General features: G+C 62.4%; 14 protein-coding genes. 8 read left to right on the top strand and 6 right to left on the bottom strand.

Annotation, left to right across the window (positions count from 1 at the left end):
* Window positions 1–66 precede the first annotated feature (66 nt).
* Window positions 67–933, top strand: coding sequence for a cytochrome b/b6 domain-containing protein (locus tag MSIL_RS04465; protein ID WP_012589905.1), 867 nt, complete (start codon window positions 67–69; stop codon window positions 931–933).
* Complete coding sequence (locus MSIL_RS04460) at window positions 926–1705, top strand: molybdopterin-binding protein (RefSeq protein WP_012589904.1); 780 nt, start codon at window positions 926–928, stop codon at window positions 1703–1705. The genes MSIL_RS04465 and MSIL_RS04460 overlap by 8 nt, the downstream gene beginning before the upstream one ends.
* 152 nt (window positions 1706–1857) lie before the next feature.
* Here MSIL_RS04460 and MSIL_RS04455 read toward each other — a convergent pair whose 3' ends face one another.
* From MSIL_RS04455 to MSIL_RS04445, 3 genes are all read right to left on the bottom strand, one after another.
* The gene (locus MSIL_RS04455; RefSeq protein ID WP_012589903.1) at window positions 1858–2103 is read right to left on the bottom strand and encodes a hypothetical protein; all 246 of its coding nucleotides are present in this window, start codon (window positions 2101–2103) and stop codon (window positions 1858–1860) included.
* A gap of 86 nt (window positions 2104–2189) precedes the next feature.
* The gene (locus MSIL_RS04450) at window positions 2190–2672 is read right to left on the bottom strand and encodes a cupin domain-containing protein (RefSeq protein WP_012589902.1); all 483 of its coding nucleotides are present in this window, start codon (window positions 2670–2672) and stop codon (window positions 2190–2192) included.
* A gap of 31 nt (window positions 2673–2703) precedes the next feature.
* Window positions 2704–2964 (bottom strand): hypothetical protein, encoded by a 261-nt coding sequence (locus MSIL_RS04445; RefSeq protein WP_012589901.1) that lies wholly within the window; start codon window positions 2962–2964, stop codon window positions 2704–2706.
* A 206-nt stretch (window positions 2965–3170) separates the two neighbouring features.
* Here MSIL_RS04445 and MSIL_RS04440 point away from each other — a divergent pair, with 206 nt between their 5' ends.
* Entirely contained in the window at window positions 3171–4058 is an 888-nt protein-coding gene (locus tag MSIL_RS04440) for a LysR family transcriptional regulator (RefSeq protein ID WP_012589900.1), read from the top strand.
* Between the two features lie 16 nt (window positions 4059–4074).
* On the opposite strand, the gene MSIL_RS04435 is transcribed toward MSIL_RS04440, so the two are convergent.
* Entirely contained in the window at window positions 4075–4776 is a 702-nt protein-coding gene (locus tag MSIL_RS04435; RefSeq protein WP_012589899.1) for a peroxiredoxin-like family protein, read from the bottom strand.
* Window positions 4777–5055: 279 nt separating this feature from the next.
* Here MSIL_RS04435 and MSIL_RS04430 point away from each other — a divergent pair, with 279 nt between their 5' ends.
* Window positions 5056–6255 (top strand): patatin-like phospholipase family protein, encoded by a 1200-nt coding sequence (locus MSIL_RS04430; protein WP_012589898.1) that lies wholly within the window; start codon window positions 5056–5058, stop codon window positions 6253–6255.
* Window positions 6256–6327: 72 nt separating this feature from the next.
* Here MSIL_RS04430 and MSIL_RS04425 read toward each other — a convergent pair whose 3' ends face one another.
* Both MSIL_RS04425 and MSIL_RS04420 read right to left on the bottom strand, forming a co-directional pair.
* Window positions 6328–7539 carry an MFS transporter gene (locus MSIL_RS04425; RefSeq protein ID WP_012589897.1) on the bottom strand — a complete coding sequence of 404 codons (1212 nt, stop codon included), beginning with the start codon at window positions 7537–7539 and terminating at the stop codon, window positions 6328–6330.
* A gap of 136 nt (window positions 7540–7675) precedes the next feature.
* Window positions 7676–7969, bottom strand: coding sequence for a hypothetical protein (locus MSIL_RS04420; protein ID WP_012589896.1), 294 nt, complete (start codon window positions 7967–7969; stop codon window positions 7676–7678).
* 445 nt (window positions 7970–8414) lie between these two features.
* Here MSIL_RS04420 and MSIL_RS04410 point away from each other — a divergent pair, with 445 nt between their 5' ends.
* The 4 genes from MSIL_RS04410 to MSIL_RS04395 all read left to right on the top strand — a co-directional run bounded on the left by MSIL_RS04410 (window position 8415) and on the right by MSIL_RS04395 (window position 14717).
* Complete coding sequence (locus MSIL_RS04410; protein WP_012589895.1) at window positions 8415–12542, top strand: non-ribosomal peptide synthetase; 4128 nt, start codon at window positions 8415–8417, stop codon at window positions 12540–12542.
* 333 nt (window positions 12543–12875) lie between these two features.
* Window positions 12876–13403: an RNA polymerase sigma factor gene (locus tag MSIL_RS04405; protein ID WP_012589894.1), complete on the top strand. Its 528-nt coding sequence runs from the start codon at window positions 12876–12878 to the stop codon at window positions 13401–13403.
* Entirely contained in the window at window positions 13400–14224 is an 825-nt protein-coding gene (locus MSIL_RS04400; RefSeq protein ID WP_012589893.1) for an anti-sigma factor family protein, read from the top strand. The genes MSIL_RS04405 and MSIL_RS04400 overlap by 4 nt, the downstream gene beginning before the upstream one ends.
* Before the next feature lie 100 nt (window positions 14225–14324).
* Entirely contained in the window at window positions 14325–14717 is a 393-nt protein-coding gene (locus MSIL_RS04395) for a COG4315 family predicted lipoprotein (RefSeq protein WP_012589892.1), read from the top strand.
* Window positions 14718–15007: the final 290 nt, after the last annotated feature.

Here is a 15007-nt window from a genome sequence, read left to right as displayed (position 1 = left end):
CGCTTCAGTCCTTGCGCTGGAGCGGGTTCGCCCGTCGGGCCGGGCAGTCTGAATCGGAAGCGGAACATGACCGAAATTCAAGAGGCGGCTCCGGCGCTGTCATCGTGGCCGCAGCGGCGAGTGGTTCACCGCCATGCGCTTCTGACGCGCGTGACGCATTGGATCAATCTCCTTTGCGTTATCGTTTTGCTGATGAGCGGCCTTCAGATTTTCAACGCGCATCCGGCCCTTTATTGGGGCCAATACGGAGCAGACGCTGACCACCCGCTGCTTGAAATCGGGGCGAATGAAACTGCAGGCGGACAATTGACGGGCTTCCTCAAAATTGGCTCGGCGACGTTGCCAACGACCGGCGTCCTGGGCGCCTCCCGCAACGCCGATGGCGACGTGGTCGAGAGAGGCTTTCCGCGATGGATCACGCTCCCCGGTTTTCGCGATCTCTCCTTGGGCCGCCGCTGGCACTTCTTTTTCGCGTGGCTGTTCGTCGCAAATCTCCTCGTTTACTACGTTGGGGGATTAGCCAGCGGACATCTTCGCCGGGACCTGTTGCCCAGCAGCGAACAGCTGCGCCCGAAATCCCTTCTGCATGATATCGCCGATCATCTTCGGCTTCGGTTTCCGCGCGGCGAAGCGGCGCTGCGCTACAATCCGCTGCAAAAGCTCGCCTATCTTGGCGTGATCGGCGTGCTGTTGCCGGTCATGATCTTGTCCGGCCTCACAATGTCGCCGGGGATGGACGCGATTTTGCCCTGGCTCGTCGATTTGTTCGCCGGGCGGCAATCGGCGCGGACGATCCACTTCATCGCCGCCAATCTGATCGTGCTGTTTATATTCGTTCATGTCGCGATGGTGCTGCTGGCCGGGCCGGTCAATGAATTACGCTCTATGATCACAGGCAAATTCGCCATCGTTCCAGAGGCTCAAGATGAGTAGCTTCCAAATTCCGCGGCGTCGGCTTCTGGCTCTGGGCGCGGCGAGCCTCGGCAGCGCGCTGCTCGGCGGCTGCGATCGCCTGTCGGAAGCGCCAGATTTTCAGGCCTTTCTCGCCTCGGCCGAGCGTTTGACCTATCGCTCGCAGCGGTTGCTGGGCGAGGGCCGTTCGATGGCGCGCGAGTTCGCCGCCGCCGATTTGTCGCCGGTGTTCAAAGTCAACGGCACCCGTGCGCCGGAAGGTGAAGATTATGCCGCGCTCGTCGAAAGCAATTTCTCCGATTGGCGCCTGCGCGTCGATGGGCTTGTCGTCAAGCCGCTCGACTTGTCGCTGGCCGATCTCCAGGCCCTGCCGCAGCGGACGCAGATCACGCGGCATGACTGCGTCGAGGGCTGGAGCGCCATCGGCAAATGGACAGGCGTCCCGCTTGCCGCCGTGCTGGAGCGCGCCGCGCTCCTTCCGGCCGCCCGCTTTGTGGTGTTCCACTGCGCCGATATGTATGAACATGCGCTCGATGGAACCGGACAATATTATGAAAGCATCGATCTGATCGACGCCTTTCATCCGCAAACCATTCTGGCGCTAAGTCTCAACGATGCGCCGCTGACCGTTGGCCATGGCGCGCCGCTGCGCCTGCGGGTGGAACGGCAGCTTGGCTACAAGCAGGCGAAATATGTAATGCGCATTGAGCTGACCGAGCGGCTTAGCGACATCGGACGCGGCAAGGGCGGCTTTTGGCCCGATCGGGGCTATGAATGGTACGCTGGAATTTGACGCGATCGATTCGCTTGAATGAAGCGACATGACGCTCGTCATTTGTTGGGGCCGTTGCAAACCGCATTATTGAATAACAGGCGGGCTCCGCCGACTGTTGAGATTAGATCTGGACGGATCGCGAGGCAATCCGCCCAAGATCGATGCTTCCCTTAGGGGCCGGTCGCCATCGTATGACCCTCGGCGCGCTCATAGAGATAGCTGAGGTCTTCCATGGGGAGGACGACTACGGTCTTTCCATTCATTTTTCCGATTGTGAGCGTGACCGTCTTACCGCTCTTCATCGTCACGCTCGTCTCTTTCTGGTATTCGAAGCCGTCGAGACCCGCGGCAAATGCGGCGGGGGCGACCGCGAGCGCGCCGGCGATCGCCAGGCAGCGCAAGAACTTTTTATTCATGGCGTGTCACCTCATTGAAAAAGCAGACTGACGCGTGTTGGCGACAGCGCTCGCCGTAAGATCCACGGCTGCGCCAACCTCACCCATCACATGTTGTGATCGGCCGCGTCGTGAAGCAGGTCCGCGGACAAAAGGATCGCGGTCTCGCGTCCTGTATTCTTCCACCAGTGCGACGTCGCATGCGTCTCGGGGGTGGCGTCGCCCGTCTTGTGGACGATCGGAACGGAGCAACCGCTCGCATATTCCGTAACCTCGCCGGACACAATGTAGATGATGGCCGGACGGTCGCCGTGGCTATGCCAGGGAACGACGCCGCCCGGCTCGATCACAAGCTTGCGAAGGCGGAGTTTCCGGTCGGCGATATGGGCCGGCTCCGACGAGAGATCGATTGCGCCGATGACGCTATCGGTCACACCCTTGGCGGCGTAATCGACCGGGGCCGTCGCCCCGGCGACTTGGCTTTTCGTGGGACATTCGCCCGCATGCGCAAAGACGGGCGCAGCTGCGCCGCACAGCGCGAGAAAAGCGATCCTCCAACCTTTGTTTGATGATGTTGCTGTCTTGAACATGCGAGCTCTCCTTGATCAGCGACGGCCGGGCTTAATGTTTGACTGTGAACAACTGCTGATGAAGCGCGTCTGGAATGTTGTCGGCCGGTATGGCGACCATGGTGTGGCCATTCATCTTGACCACATAGACGGTGGCTTTTGAGCCATTTTCAAATGTCGCCTGTTGCGACTTGAGCAATTGGACATGCATCATTCGGGTCTTCGCTTCGGCCGCTCCGGCGAACAGAACGCCGGCGGCAAGGGCGGCGCCGGCAAGGGTGCGAAACATGAGAGTTGAAGTCGGGATGGACATTGGCGTTCTCCTGCGATTTACCAGGCCGGTAGGTCGGCCTGCTGGTCAGGAGAATGGCGAGAACGGGCCTCGTTTTGAAATACTGGATTGCTTCGGGTTTCATAGCGAGAGACTATCCGTAGCGCTTGGCGGCGGCCTATTCCCCTCTCCCGCTCCCGGGCCTAATATTGCGCAAGCTTGTCTATACGGCCCCGAGGCAAATTTCGATGGAGATGCATCAGGTACGCTACTTTCTGGCGGCGTCCCGCACTCTTAATTTTACGCGCGCCGCCGAAGAGTGCCACGTCGCGCAGCCATCCCTTACGCGCGCCATCAAGCTTCTCGAGGCGGAGCTCGGGGGCGATGTTTTCCGTCGCGAGCGGAATCTGACGCATCTGACCGTCTTCGGTCAGCAGATGTTGCCCCTGATGCGGCAATGCTATGAAGGCGCGCTCGCGGCGAAAAAGCTGGCCGCCTCCATACAAAAGGGCGCCGTCGCGTCACTGACGCTAGCGCTATCGCATTCAGTCAGCATGGCCCTTCTGGTCTCGCCCCTCCGGGAGCTGATGCGCGCCTTTCCGGCGCTCGAATTGCGCTTCCTGCGCGGAACCCCGCCGGAGATCGCCGAACGCCTCAAGAAAGGAGAGGCTGCGATGGCGATTGCTGGTCCCCTTGGGGAGACGTGGGACAGGCTCGATGCGTGGCCGCTGTTTTCAGAGGGATTCGATCTTGTCGTCGCTCCGAGCCGCGCGCCTCCCGCCGCCGGCGGCGCCGCGCTCGCCGATTTCGCGGCAGAGCGCCTCCTTACGCGGCCCTATTGCGAGGTCGCGGACGTTTGGCTCGAATTCAGCCGTCAACACGAAATCGCCTTTGGCGGCGAGCATGCGATGGTCTGCGACGCCGATCTCATGCAGCTCGTCGGGGAAGGGCTTGGCGTCGCGATCCTGCCGAAAAGCACCCCTTGCCCCGAGGGTGTGCTTCGAATCGCGGCGTCCGACCTTGATCTCAAGCGAACGCTCTATCTTTACGCCGTCGCCGGGCGTGAGCGGGATGTGCAGACGGCAGCGCTGATTAATCTTCTCCGCGCGAGGGCCTGGGAGCCGCCGGCCCCCTGAGTTTGGCGTAGCCCTGTCAGGCCCGCTGCGACTGAAGCGCCGCCATGATATCTTCGATCGCCATGCGCGCGCGGAACTCCGGATTGACGAAACGCGCGGCGACGCGTCCGTCAGGCGCCACCACGAATGTCGCCGGCAGAGGCAAAAACCAGGCGTTATTGCCTTGGAAGTCCTGAAGTGGAAGGCCGTAGTCTAAACACAATTTTTGAACTGGGGCGCCGATCCACATCGCCAGGCCAAGGGACAAGGCATAGCTGTTGTCCATATCGGTCAGGATCAACACCTTGCCGGCGAGCTCTGCCGCCAGCGGCGCGACGAACGGTTGCCGGTCCGGCATGATCGAAACGATCTGCGCGCCGCAGCCGACGATGTCGCCCTCGGCGGCGGCGAGCGAGCGTAGCTCAATCTTGCAGAATGGACACCAGTGGCCGCGATTGAAGCTGACGACGAGCGGACCGCGCGCGAGAAGCTGGTCGAGGCTCACGAGCCTTCCATCGGCAGCCGGCAGGACGAACGAAGGCATGAGCTCACCCAGCTGTGGCGCGCCGGCGCCGGCCTCGCCAGTCCTCAGTCGCTCGACGATCCGGTCGTATTCGTCGGAAAAAGGCGACTTGAACTCCCGCATCGCCGCGGCGTAAGCGGCGAGCCGCTGGCCCAGCGTCATCTCCGCCGCGCAGATGTTGGCGAGGGCTTCGCGCAATTTCGTTCTGGTGTTCAATTCGTTTCTCGCATGTCCGCCGAAGCGAATGATCGGCCCGGGATTGCGCGCTCGTCTCTCTCATCTATGCGCGGCAAGGCCGCGCCTCTATCAGAGTGCAGGATTTCCGCTGCACTGGCCAATAGCCGGCCGCTATTGAAAGAGGACCCATACAATATTTCATCACAGCCCCGGCCTCTCGTAAAACCGAAGCGTTGGCGCTCGACGCTGTGCGACCCCGCCGCACATTTTGTGGCGCCTCTTCCGCTTCTTGCGAGGCCGCGGGCGATGGAGGTCGAAATGACGACAAGCGCAACTCACGACGAAATCTATGGAGCTGCGAAGGAGCCGCCGGAGGCGCCGCCGCGTGAGTCGCGGCGGCAAAAGCCGGGTCCCGACGTCGGACAAATCGTTCTGGTGTTTCAGGGCGGCGGCGCGCTCGGCGCCTATCAGGCGGGCGTCTATGAGGCTTTGCATGAGGCCGGAATCGAACCCGATTGGGTCATCGGAACCTCCATCGGCGCCATCAATTCAAGTCTGATCGCCGGCAATGAGCCAGAGCAACGCCTTGATCGTTTGAGAGAGTTTTGGCGGCGCGTCGAAGAAAGCCCGGCGCTGGATTTCTTTGGCGCGACGCCATGGCTCGGTCGGAGCCTGCCGAACTGGATGACGCTGACCCAAGGCGTCGCCGACTTCTTCAGGCCAAACCCGCTCGCCTTCCTCGGCCTTCACATTCCGATGGCCCCGGAGGCGGCCGGCTATTATTCGACAAGGCCGCTTGAGCGAACCCTCTGCGAGCTTGTCAATTTCGAGCGCCTGTCGGCCTGTGCGCCGCGGCTGACCGTCGGCGCGGCCAATCTTCGCACGAGCGACATGCGCTATTTCGACAGCCGTGAGGCAAAACTGACCGCCCGGCACATCATGGCGTCCGGCGCCTTGCCGCCCGCCTTTCCGGCGATCCGGATCGACGGCGACCTGTATTGGGACGGCGGCCTGTTGTCGAACACGCCGGTCGAGGCCGTCTTCGACGACAACCCGCGGCGCCATTCTCTTGTTATCGCCGTCCATATCTGGAATCCGCAGGGCCCCGAGCCGGAATCCATCTGGCAGGTGATGCACCGCCAGAAAGAAGTTCAATATGCCAGCCGGGCGCTGAGCCACATCAAGCGTCAAAAACAGATCCATCGTCTGCGGCATATCATCGCCGAACTCGCCGCGCGCCTGCCCGATGACGAGCGCCTGAGCCCGCAAGTGCAGGAGATGGCCGCCTATGGATGCCTGACCCAGACCCATGTTGTGAGGCTGCTTGCGCCGGCGCAAGACGGCGAGGACCACACCAAGGACATCGACTTCAGCCGCCGGGGAATAAAAACCCGCTGGGATGCGGGCCGCGCCGACGCCGCAAGCATACTCGAAGACGCGCCCTGGGACCGCGAAGTCGATGCGCTCGAAGGCTTTCACCTGCACGAATTGCGGCGCATGACTCTTGAGACGGTCTGACCCCCGGCCCGGACGGAAGCCGCCAATAAGAAAGGCCCCAGTGGGGCCTTTTTTGGCGCGGGACTTTAGCCATCAGTGATGCGCGGGCAGGAAAAACCGCGTCCCGAGCAGCGCCGCGACGCTCAGCGAAAACGCGACGCCGCCGATGCAGGCGGCCCAGCCGAAACTGTCGAATATCCAGCCAAGCGTCGCCGTGCCGGCGATCCCGCCGAGAAAGTAGCATGCAAGGTAGAGGCCGCTCGCGGCGCCTCGGTCGCCCGTCGCTGCGGGGCCGACGAATCCCGTCGCCACCGCCTGCGCGAAGAATGTTCCAATCGCGAAAAAGCCGAGACCCGCGGTCACGAGCATGAGAGACGACGTCAGCAGGAACGGCAATCCAGCTGCCGCGACGACGAGCCCGCCGATAAGGCCGCGCCTCTGCCCTAACCGCGCGACAGCCCGCCCCGCCCACAAGGTTGTCGCGATCGAGGGCAGAAAGACGAGATAGACGAATCCGACAGTCATCATGCCCGCGCTGATCGGGGGACGAACGAGGACAAAATTCACAAAAGTGAAAACGCCGATGAAGGCGAAGAGAATGCAAAAGCCGACGCCAAAGCTGGCGCGCAGCGCCGGGTTGTTCAGATGCCCCCTTATGGCCGAAGCTGGATCCGTCGGCGCGTAGTCCTGGGGCGGCGCGGATTGGCGTCGAACCGTGAAATAGACAAGCGCGGTGCCTGCGAGATTGAGGCAGGCAAACAGCACAAAATTCGTGGCCAACCCGAAATGATCCGTCGTCGCTGCGGCGAGAAGGCGACCGAATAAATTGGACGCGACATTGCCTGCGATATAGGCGGCGAAGGCGCTTGCAGTATCCGATGCGCTGCATCGCTCGCTCAAATAGGCGAGCGTCAGCGTGAAGGCGGAGGCCATCAGCAATCCTTGCATGATTCGCAACAGGGCAAACACGGCAAGATTGGGCGCTATGGCGAGCAGCAGCGTCGGGACCGACAATGCGACGAGACTCATGATCACGCCGCGACGGCGATCGATCCGGTGGCTGAACGCGGCGACCGCAAAGCTCGCAGCGGCCATGCCGAAAGTGCTCGCATTGACGGCGAGGCCCATCGCGGCCGGAGTCACAGCGTAGGCATGAGCCAGCGGCGGCAAGATAGCCTGTGTCGCGAACAGGTCGACGACAGTCAGAAAGGCGGTCAACGCGACGAGAATGGAGCGCCAAGCAGCGGCGCCAACGCGCGCACGGCGCGCTTCGATCTTCGCGTGAGAGCGCGCAGCGATTGACATAGCGCTGATCCTTTGCGGAAAGGAGCTGATTTGAGATCGAAAATTGTCGAGTATGAGGCTGGCGGCAGGCCTCCTCCGCCCCGTCCTGACTTGCAGGCCGGCCCAACGGGGAATTGTTGGGCAGGCCTATGCAACTTTACGAGCAGTAGCCCGTCCCAAAATTTTGCTTGCACGGCGTCCGGAACAGCTGCCGCCTCAAGCTGTCCGAAATATGGTTAGCAGGTATGGCGACCATCATATGGCCGTCCATTTTAACGACATAGACGGTAGCCTTGGCGCCATTCTCCATCGTTGCGCGCTGCATGTTGATAAGTTCGACCTGCATCATCTTCCCATGTTTGGCTTCGGCGGCTCCGGAGAAGAGAACGCCGCAGGCCAAAAGAGAGCCTGTGAGGCCGAGACGGATGCGATCGGAAGCTGATTTCGACATTGACGTTCTCCTTGCATTGCCAGGCCAAAGATCAGCCCTCGCTCAGGAAGATTGCTAGAAAGCGGCTTCGTTTTGAAATGCCGGATGGCTTCAGGTTCCATAGCGGCGGCCTATTCAATTTCCTCATAGTCGCCTACGCCGCGGCTGCCAGTGCGAAGAAAACCTTCGGGCGCCTGCTGTTCGGGATCCGCAAAGCATTGAATAGACACGCTCAAGTTGGTGAGCGCGCCACGTAATATTTTCTTGATTTTTTAGGAACAATTTGAAGCGTCGCTGCAAATTCGGTAGTCTAATGCCTGACAGGGAGGTTTGGCCACAATATTAAAATTTCGTAATGATGCAAAATATCGGACTATCGACCAAGCTCAAGTTGTAGATTGCGGTGAGCGCAACGGCGAACGTCGATTAATATTGCGCAAGGCGCTTCCGCGTGAGGAGTCTTACTATGACTTCAGTCGACAAGCGTCAGCCCGTTCAGCCTCACCTTGCCTCCGGCGAGCTTGTTTTCTCCTGCTCGTCGGTGCAACAGCCATTCTGGTTTATGGATGCCCTGGAGCCCGGCAACCCGGCGTCCAATATCGCGCTGCGGTGGGAGCTCGAAGGCCGCATCGGCGCCGCTACGATCGAGCGCGCCTTTCAGGCCATCATCGATCGTCACGAAATTCTGCGCACCCGCTTCATCGACGAAGACGGCGAGCCATTTCAAATCGTCGCCCCCCACTTCGACTTTCAATTGGGCGTCGTCGATTTGACGGCGGTCCCGCAGGCTCGCCGGATCGACGAGGCCATGGCGCTGGTGCGGGCCGAGGCCCGCGCATCCTTCGACATCGAGACACTGCCGCTGATCCGGGCGACGCTGCTGCAGCTCGCGCCGGATCACGCTTTTCTCGCGCTGACCGTGCATCATCTTGTCTTCGACGGCTGGTCGATCAGCATCATCGCGCGCGAATTCGGCGCCTTCGCCGAAGCGATCGACAGCGGCCGACCCGCCGTCCTGCCCGAGTTGCCGTTGCAATATGGCGATTATTGCCGCTGGGAGGCCGCCTGCGCCGCCGCTGGCGTTTTCGAGGCCTCGCTCGACTATTGGCGCCGCCAGCTCTCGGGAGCCGCCTATTTCGAGGTTCCCGCCGATCGCGATCGCAGCGCCGCGAAGGCGCGGGGAGGGGAGATCGCCGCGATCCTTCTGCCGGCGGCGCTTGGGGAAAAGATCGGCGGAATCGGCCGCACGCGGAAAGTCACGCTCTTTGTATTCGGCTGCGCCGTCATTACGCTTCTGCTTCGCCGCTACACCGGAAAATCGGAAATCCTGTTGGCGACGCAGAGCGTCGGCCGCGACGATGTCGACCTCGAGAATTTGATAGGCCCCTTCGTCAATAATCTCGTTCTGCGTTTCGTCGCGGACGACGATCCATCCTTCGAGCGGTGGCTTGCCCGCGTGAACGATACCGTTCAGGACGCACTGCATCATTCGAAGACGCCGTTCCACAAGCTTGTCGAGATCCTGAATCCAACCCGCGATCAAACCCGCCCGGCGCTGGCCTCGGTCAATTTCACGGTGTTCCGCGATGTCGTCCACCGCACTCGCTATGGCGATTTTTATCTGACGGGCCACCCTTCCGCGTCGACCGGCGCGCTTTATGATCTCAATTTCTTTATGGCCCATTGGCCGAACGGTTGGCGCATTGCGGTCGAATATAATTCTGAGCTGTTCGACAAATCGACCGTGGAGCACTTGCTGGCGGGGTTCGCCGCCGCCTTTGAGTTCGCCTTTGCGACGCCGGAGGCGCCGCTGTCGGCCTTCGCGCTTCCCGCCATTGAAGCTGCTCCGGCCGCCGACGCGTCTCCCGTCGATCGGCTGGCCCAGCCGGTCGACATCCTCTTTGCCGAACGCGCGGCCGCCGCCGGCGCCGCTGCGGCTGTCGTCGAGGGCATGCGCACGCTGTCCTATCGCGACCTCGATCGCCGCTCGACCCAATGCGCGAGGCGGCTGCAAGCGCTTGGCGTCCGCCCCGGCGACCGCGTCGGCCTTCTGATGCAGCGATCGATCGAAGCGATCGTCGTCATGCTCGGCGTTTTGAAGGCGGGAGCCGCCTATGTTCCGTTTGATCCCGCTTCGCCGAAGGACCATCTTGCCTTCATGGTCGAGGATTGCCGGCCGGCGCTCGCCTTCGCCGACCGCGACAGCCTCGCCGCTGCGCCGGATGACGCGCATTTCGCCCCGCTTGAGGCTTTGCTCAATGACGCCTCGCGCGAGAGCGGCGCGCCGCTCGAATCCTGCAACGGGCCGGACTCGCTGGCCTATGTCATGTACACCTCGGGCTCGACCGGACGCCCCAAGGGCGTGATGATCCCCCACCGTGGCATCGCGCGCCTGGCAATTGGGCAGAACTACGCCGCGCTTGCTCCGGATGAGGTGATCCTCCATGTCGCGCCGCTCGCCTTCGACGCCAGCACCTTTGAAATATGGTCTGCGCTCCTCAACGGCGCGCGCGTGGCGATCATTTGCGACCCGCGGCCGACGCTGGACGAAATCTGTGAAACCATCAGCCGTCAAGGCGTGACGCTGACGTTTTTGACCACCGGACTGTTTCACCTTCTGGTGGACGAACGGCTCGCAGGGCTGCGGCCCTTGCGGCGCATCCTCGTCGGCGGCGAAGTCATGTCGGCGCCGCATCTTGAAAAAGCGCTGGCCGGATTGCCGCAGACCGAAATTGTGAACATCTACGGTCCAACGGAAAATACGACTTTTACCTCCTTCTACGCGGCGAGGCGCGGAGGCCGGGCCGCCGGCCCCGTCCCAATCGGCAGAGCGATCGCCCACACCGAAATTCTGATTCTCGGGCCGGATATGACGCCGGTCGCAGACGGAGAGGCCGGTCAACTTGCCTGCGCTGGCGCCGGCGTCGCGCTCGGCTATCTGAACAGGCCGGAGCTGACCGCGGAAAAATTCATCGACGATCCGACCGGCGCTTTCACTGGGCGGCTATATCTCACCGGCGACATGGCGCGGCGCGGCGCGGATGGCGAGATCCTGTTCCTCGGCCGCACCGATCGGCAGGTCAAGATCAACGGCAAGCGCGTCGAGCTGGACGAGATCGAAGCTGTTCTGCGCGCCGATCCGCGCCTTGCCGACGCGCTCGTCGAGCGTCTCGACGATAGTCCGGCTCGCCCGCTCGTCGCCTATCTGAAGCTTGCGGCGACGGCAGGCGCCAACGCCTCATGCGCGGCGGCGATCGTCGAGGCTTTGCGCGCAAAATTGCCGCCGCATATGATCCCCTCGGCGGCGGTGCTGATGAAAGAGTTTCCGCTGACGCCGAACGGCAAGGTCGACCGCAAGGCGCTGCCAAGGCCGGGCGCGGCGGCCGCGCCAGAACCGGAACTGCCAGCCACGGCAGCCTGGTCCAAAATGGAGCTGATCGCCGGTGCCGTCTGGCGCGAGGTGCTGAAGCGGGACGACATTAATCTTTCAACCAATTTCTTCGATCTCGGCGGCCATTCGATGCTGGCGACCCGGATCGCCGCGCGCCTTTCCCGCAAGCTTGGCCTCAAGATTCCCGTCTCGTCCCTTTTCAAGACGCCGACGTTGAAGGCTTTTGCGGCCTATCTCGCAAGCCTCGACGATTGGCGCACGGTGACGATCCAGCCGCTGGGAGACAAGACGCCGATCGTCGCCATCAACGATCCGATGCTCTACTACAATGTCGCCCGCGAGCTCGGAGCGGAGCGGCCGATCTTCAACGTCGCCTTGTTCGACGCTGCCAATCCGCAATCGCCGCCTGACCGGGCGCTGGAAGACATTGCGGCGGAATATGTCGAGCTCCTGCGCAAGATGCAGCCGCGCGGCCCCTATATTCTTGCCGGCTATTGCGTCGCCGGCGTCATCGCCTATGAGGCGGCGCGGCAGCTGCGCGAGCAGGGGGACGAGGTGCCGCTCCTCATCCTGGCCGATAGTTGGGCGCCCGGCTATGTCGCGAACCTCTCCTGGCCGCGGCGGCTGCTGTCGGAGTTGGCGTTTCGGCGGCATGTGCTGCAGCGCCAGTTCAGGGACATGCGCAAGGGTGAGATGAGCTTTGGCGAGATCCTTGCCTCCTACCGGCTGGTCCGCAAGAGCCGCATCCTCGACCTCGCGGTCGCGCTGCATATCCTCAAAGAGAAGCCGGTCGGGCGCAATGACGGTCAAGACCAGTGGTTTCTGCGCCATTTGAACGCCGCGCGGCGCGGCTACTGCGTCAAGGAGACGCCGTCCGACGTCGCCCTGTTGCAAAGCGAGATCATTCTGACGCCCCGGATGGATAAGGGGATGGGCTGGACGCAGCATGTCAAAGGGCGGCTAAGTCTGCATCGCATCCCCGGTTGGCATGGCGATATGTTCGGACAGATCGGGGCGCGCGCAATCGCCGAGGCCCTCCATCCTTTGTTGCAGCGAGTCGATGCGGCGCAACCGAAAAAGCCGCCGCCGACCGAAAAACGCGGCGTGCTGTTGTGCGCGCTGCTGTTGTCCCCGGAGATTCTTATCACCGAGATGATCGAGGCGCTGCGCTTTTTCGAAAACGGATGGAGCATTGTGGCATGAGCAAGAGCCTATCTCCGGATCGATTTTAGAACGATCAATCTGCGAGAATTGGAAGCCAGGCGCCCCTTCGTCGGCGGACAGCCGGCTCGATAAGCGCGTCAGCGCTCACCCTGGACGGCAGTCCGGCAAAGAAATTCTTGATTGATGGAATAGAATGGCAGTTGCGGCGTCTCTTGAAGCGAGATCGCCCAGCTGCGGGCTGGAATTGCGAAGACTTTGGATCGATCACTCTAAAATCGGGAACGAAATCGATTGCAAGATTTTCGGAGCGTGACGTCAGGCCAAAAAATCCGTAGCTTTCGGACGTGCTGCGGGGCGCCACAATGACGGCCCATGGCGGGCGCGAAAATTGTCGCCAGTAAGATGACGGACGCCATTGAACAGCATATCCCGGCGTTGCGGCGCTACGCTTTCGCGCTTGTTCGCGATCATGACGCCGCCGACGATCTGGTCCAGGATTGTCTCGAGCGGGCCCTCTCGCGCTGGTATCTGAGGCGATCCGACGGCGATTTGCGCGCGTGGCTCTTTGCGATCATGCGCAACCACTATATCGACGGCTATCGCGGCCAAAAACGGCGCGGCCCGCATGTTGCGCTCGATGAGGCGCACGAAGTCGGCGCTCCGGCCGGGCAGGACCGCGGGCTCGAGGCGCGCGAGGCTCTGGCGGCCCTCGACCAGCTTCCGGAAGAGCAGAAATCATTGCTGCTTTTGATCGGCGTCGAGGATCTTTCCTATGAGGAGGCCGCGCGGGCGCTTGGCGTCCCGGTCGGCACGGTGATGTCGCGCTTGTCGCGAGCGCGGCAAAAGCTGCGCGCTATGCTGGAGACCGGGCCAACGACATATCTTCGGAGAATAAAATGAGCGGCCCGCATGCGCCCATCGGCGAAGATGATCTGCAGGCCTTTATCGACGATCGGCTCGGCGCCGAGCGCCGGGGGGTGGTGGAGTCTTATCTCGCCGAGTATCCCGACGTCGCGGAGCGAGTCGCGACTGACCGCCGGCTGAGGGATAGTTTGCGCGCGGACCTGCAGGCCAAATTTGCAGAGCCGATTCCCCTGCGGCTGCGGATCGCCAGCATTCGGGCGGCGCAGCGCGCGCGGCGGGCCGGGGTCCTGCGTCGCGCGGCTGCGGCTGCGGTCATTTTTCTCGTCGGCGGCGGCGCCGGCTGGATTGGCGGCAGGGCGCATGAAGCTCCTGGCGCGAGGTTGGCGTTCGGCGGCGGCGGCGTCGCTCCGGTCGCAGAGGACGCTGTGTCCGCCTACCGGACTTTTGTCGTCGAGGTCGCCCATCCTGTCGAAGTCCGCGCCGCCAATGAGGCGCATCTCCTGCAATGGCTGTCGAAGCGCCTCGGGCGCCGGCTGGTTGCGCCGGATCTGTCAGAGTTCGGCTACCGGCTGATGGGCGGCCGTCTACTTCCTGGCGGTGGCGGCGCTGCTGCCCAGCTCATGTATGACGATCCGAGCGGACGGCGCCTGACCGTCTATGTTCAGGCGGCGACTGGAACCGAGACGGCTTTTCGCTTTCGGCAGGAAGGGGAGGCGTCCACCTTCGCCTGGATCGATCATGGCTTCGGTTTCGCGGTCACGACCACGGCTGGCCGCGAGGAGCTTTTGCCGGTCGCGGAAGCCGTCTATCGCAGTTTCGATGGCGGCTCCGAGGCGGGGCCGGCGCAAAAGGGCTGATTCTTGGATCAGGCATTCAGAAAAGCCGCGCTGCGGGCGGAATAGATCAGTCGCGCAATCGTCTCTTCTGCGCCGCTGGATTTTCCACGGGAGGACCTCAATGCTGAACTCTATGTTACGCGCCCTGCTTTGCGCCGGGGCTTTGACAGCGATCGCCACAAGCTGCGCCTATGCGGAAAATTCGGTGAAGGTCGGGCAAACCGCGAAGGGCGCGACGCTCGTCGACGCGCGCGGCATGACCCTCTACACCTTCGCCAAGGATGCGGACGGCAAGTCCGCCTGCAATGGCCCTTGCGCGGCCAATTGGCCGCCGGTTACGGCCGCCTCGGACGACAAACCTTCCGGCAAATATTCCGTCATCACGCGCGACGACGGCTCCAAGCAATGGGCCTATGGCGGCAAGCCTCTCTACAGCTGGGTGAAAGACACAAAGCCCGGCGATACGACGGGAGACGGCTTCCTGAATGGCGCATGGCGGGTCGCACAGCCCTGATCCGGACTCGAACGCGGGCGGCAAAGGTTCCGGCGCGGCGGAGCGGCGCTGGAGCGGCTGCGAAGGAATGTCAGAGGTTTCGTAGGACTTTCTTCGCCGGACGCCCAAACAGCGCTTTGGCAGGTCCCCGATGGATCGACCATTGCGATAAACTCATCTGCACTCAGCGCGCAGGACGCCTTCCCAACGGGCGTCGAGGGCGGCGCGGAAACTCTTTCCCCGACTCAGCTCAAGTTGATCTCTCACCGCAAATAAAGAGGCGCTCTACCTCGTCGGCGTTCCTCTTGAGC

The organism is Methylocella silvestris BL2 (genome assembly GCF_000021745.1).
In the GTDB taxonomy this organism is placed as follows: Bacteria; Pseudomonadota; Alphaproteobacteria; order Rhizobiales; family Beijerinckiaceae; genus Methylocapsa; species Methylocapsa silvestris.
The sequence above is the reverse complement of the archived record's forward strand: the minus strand, read 5'-3'. Positions and strand labels throughout refer to the sequence as shown.

Excerpts from the sequence above, each read along its gene's own strand:
- MSIL_RS04450 (WP_012589902.1), bottom strand. The coding sequence starts at position 2,672 with ATGTTCAAGACAGCAACATCATCAAACAAAGGTTGGAGGATCGCTTTT.
- MSIL_RS04400 (WP_012589893.1), top strand. The coding sequence starts at position 13,400 with ATGAGCGGCCCGCATGCGCCCATCGGCGAAGATGATCTGCAGGCCTTT.
- MSIL_RS04455 (WP_012589903.1), bottom strand. The coding sequence starts at position 2,103 with ATGAATAAAAAGTTCTTGCGCTGCCTGGCGATCGCCGGCGCGCTCGCG.
- MSIL_RS04465 (WP_012589905.1), top strand. The coding sequence starts at position 67 with ATGACCGAAATTCAAGAGGCGGCTCCGGCGCTGTCATCGTGGCCGCAG.
- MSIL_RS04430 (WP_012589898.1), top strand. The coding sequence starts at position 5,056 with ATGACGACAAGCGCAACTCACGACGAAATCTATGGAGCTGCGAAGGAG.
- MSIL_RS04440 (WP_012589900.1), top strand. The coding sequence starts at position 3,171 with ATGGAGATGCATCAGGTACGCTACTTTCTGGCGGCGTCCCGCACTCTT.
- MSIL_RS04395 (WP_012589892.1), top strand. The coding sequence starts at position 14,325 with ATGCTGAACTCTATGTTACGCGCCCTGCTTTGCGCCGGGGCTTTGACA.
- MSIL_RS04420 (WP_012589896.1), bottom strand. The coding sequence starts at position 7,969 with ATGTCGAAATCAGCTTCCGATCGCATCCGTCTCGGCCTCACAGGCTCT.
- MSIL_RS04445 (WP_012589901.1), bottom strand. The coding sequence starts at position 2,964 with ATGTCCATCCCGACTTCAACTCTCATGTTTCGCACCCTTGCCGGCGCC.
- MSIL_RS04405 (WP_012589894.1), top strand. The coding sequence starts at position 12,876 with ATGGCGGGCGCGAAAATTGTCGCCAGTAAGATGACGGACGCCATTGAA.
- MSIL_RS04425 (WP_012589897.1), bottom strand. The coding sequence starts at position 7,539 with ATGTCAATCGCTGCGCGCTCTCACGCGAAGATCGAAGCGCGCCGTGCG.
- MSIL_RS04460 (WP_012589904.1), top strand. The coding sequence starts at position 926 with ATGAGTAGCTTCCAAATTCCGCGGCGTCGGCTTCTGGCTCTGGGCGCG.
- MSIL_RS04410 (WP_012589895.1), top strand. The coding sequence starts at position 8,415 with ATGACTTCAGTCGACAAGCGTCAGCCCGTTCAGCCTCACCTTGCCTCC.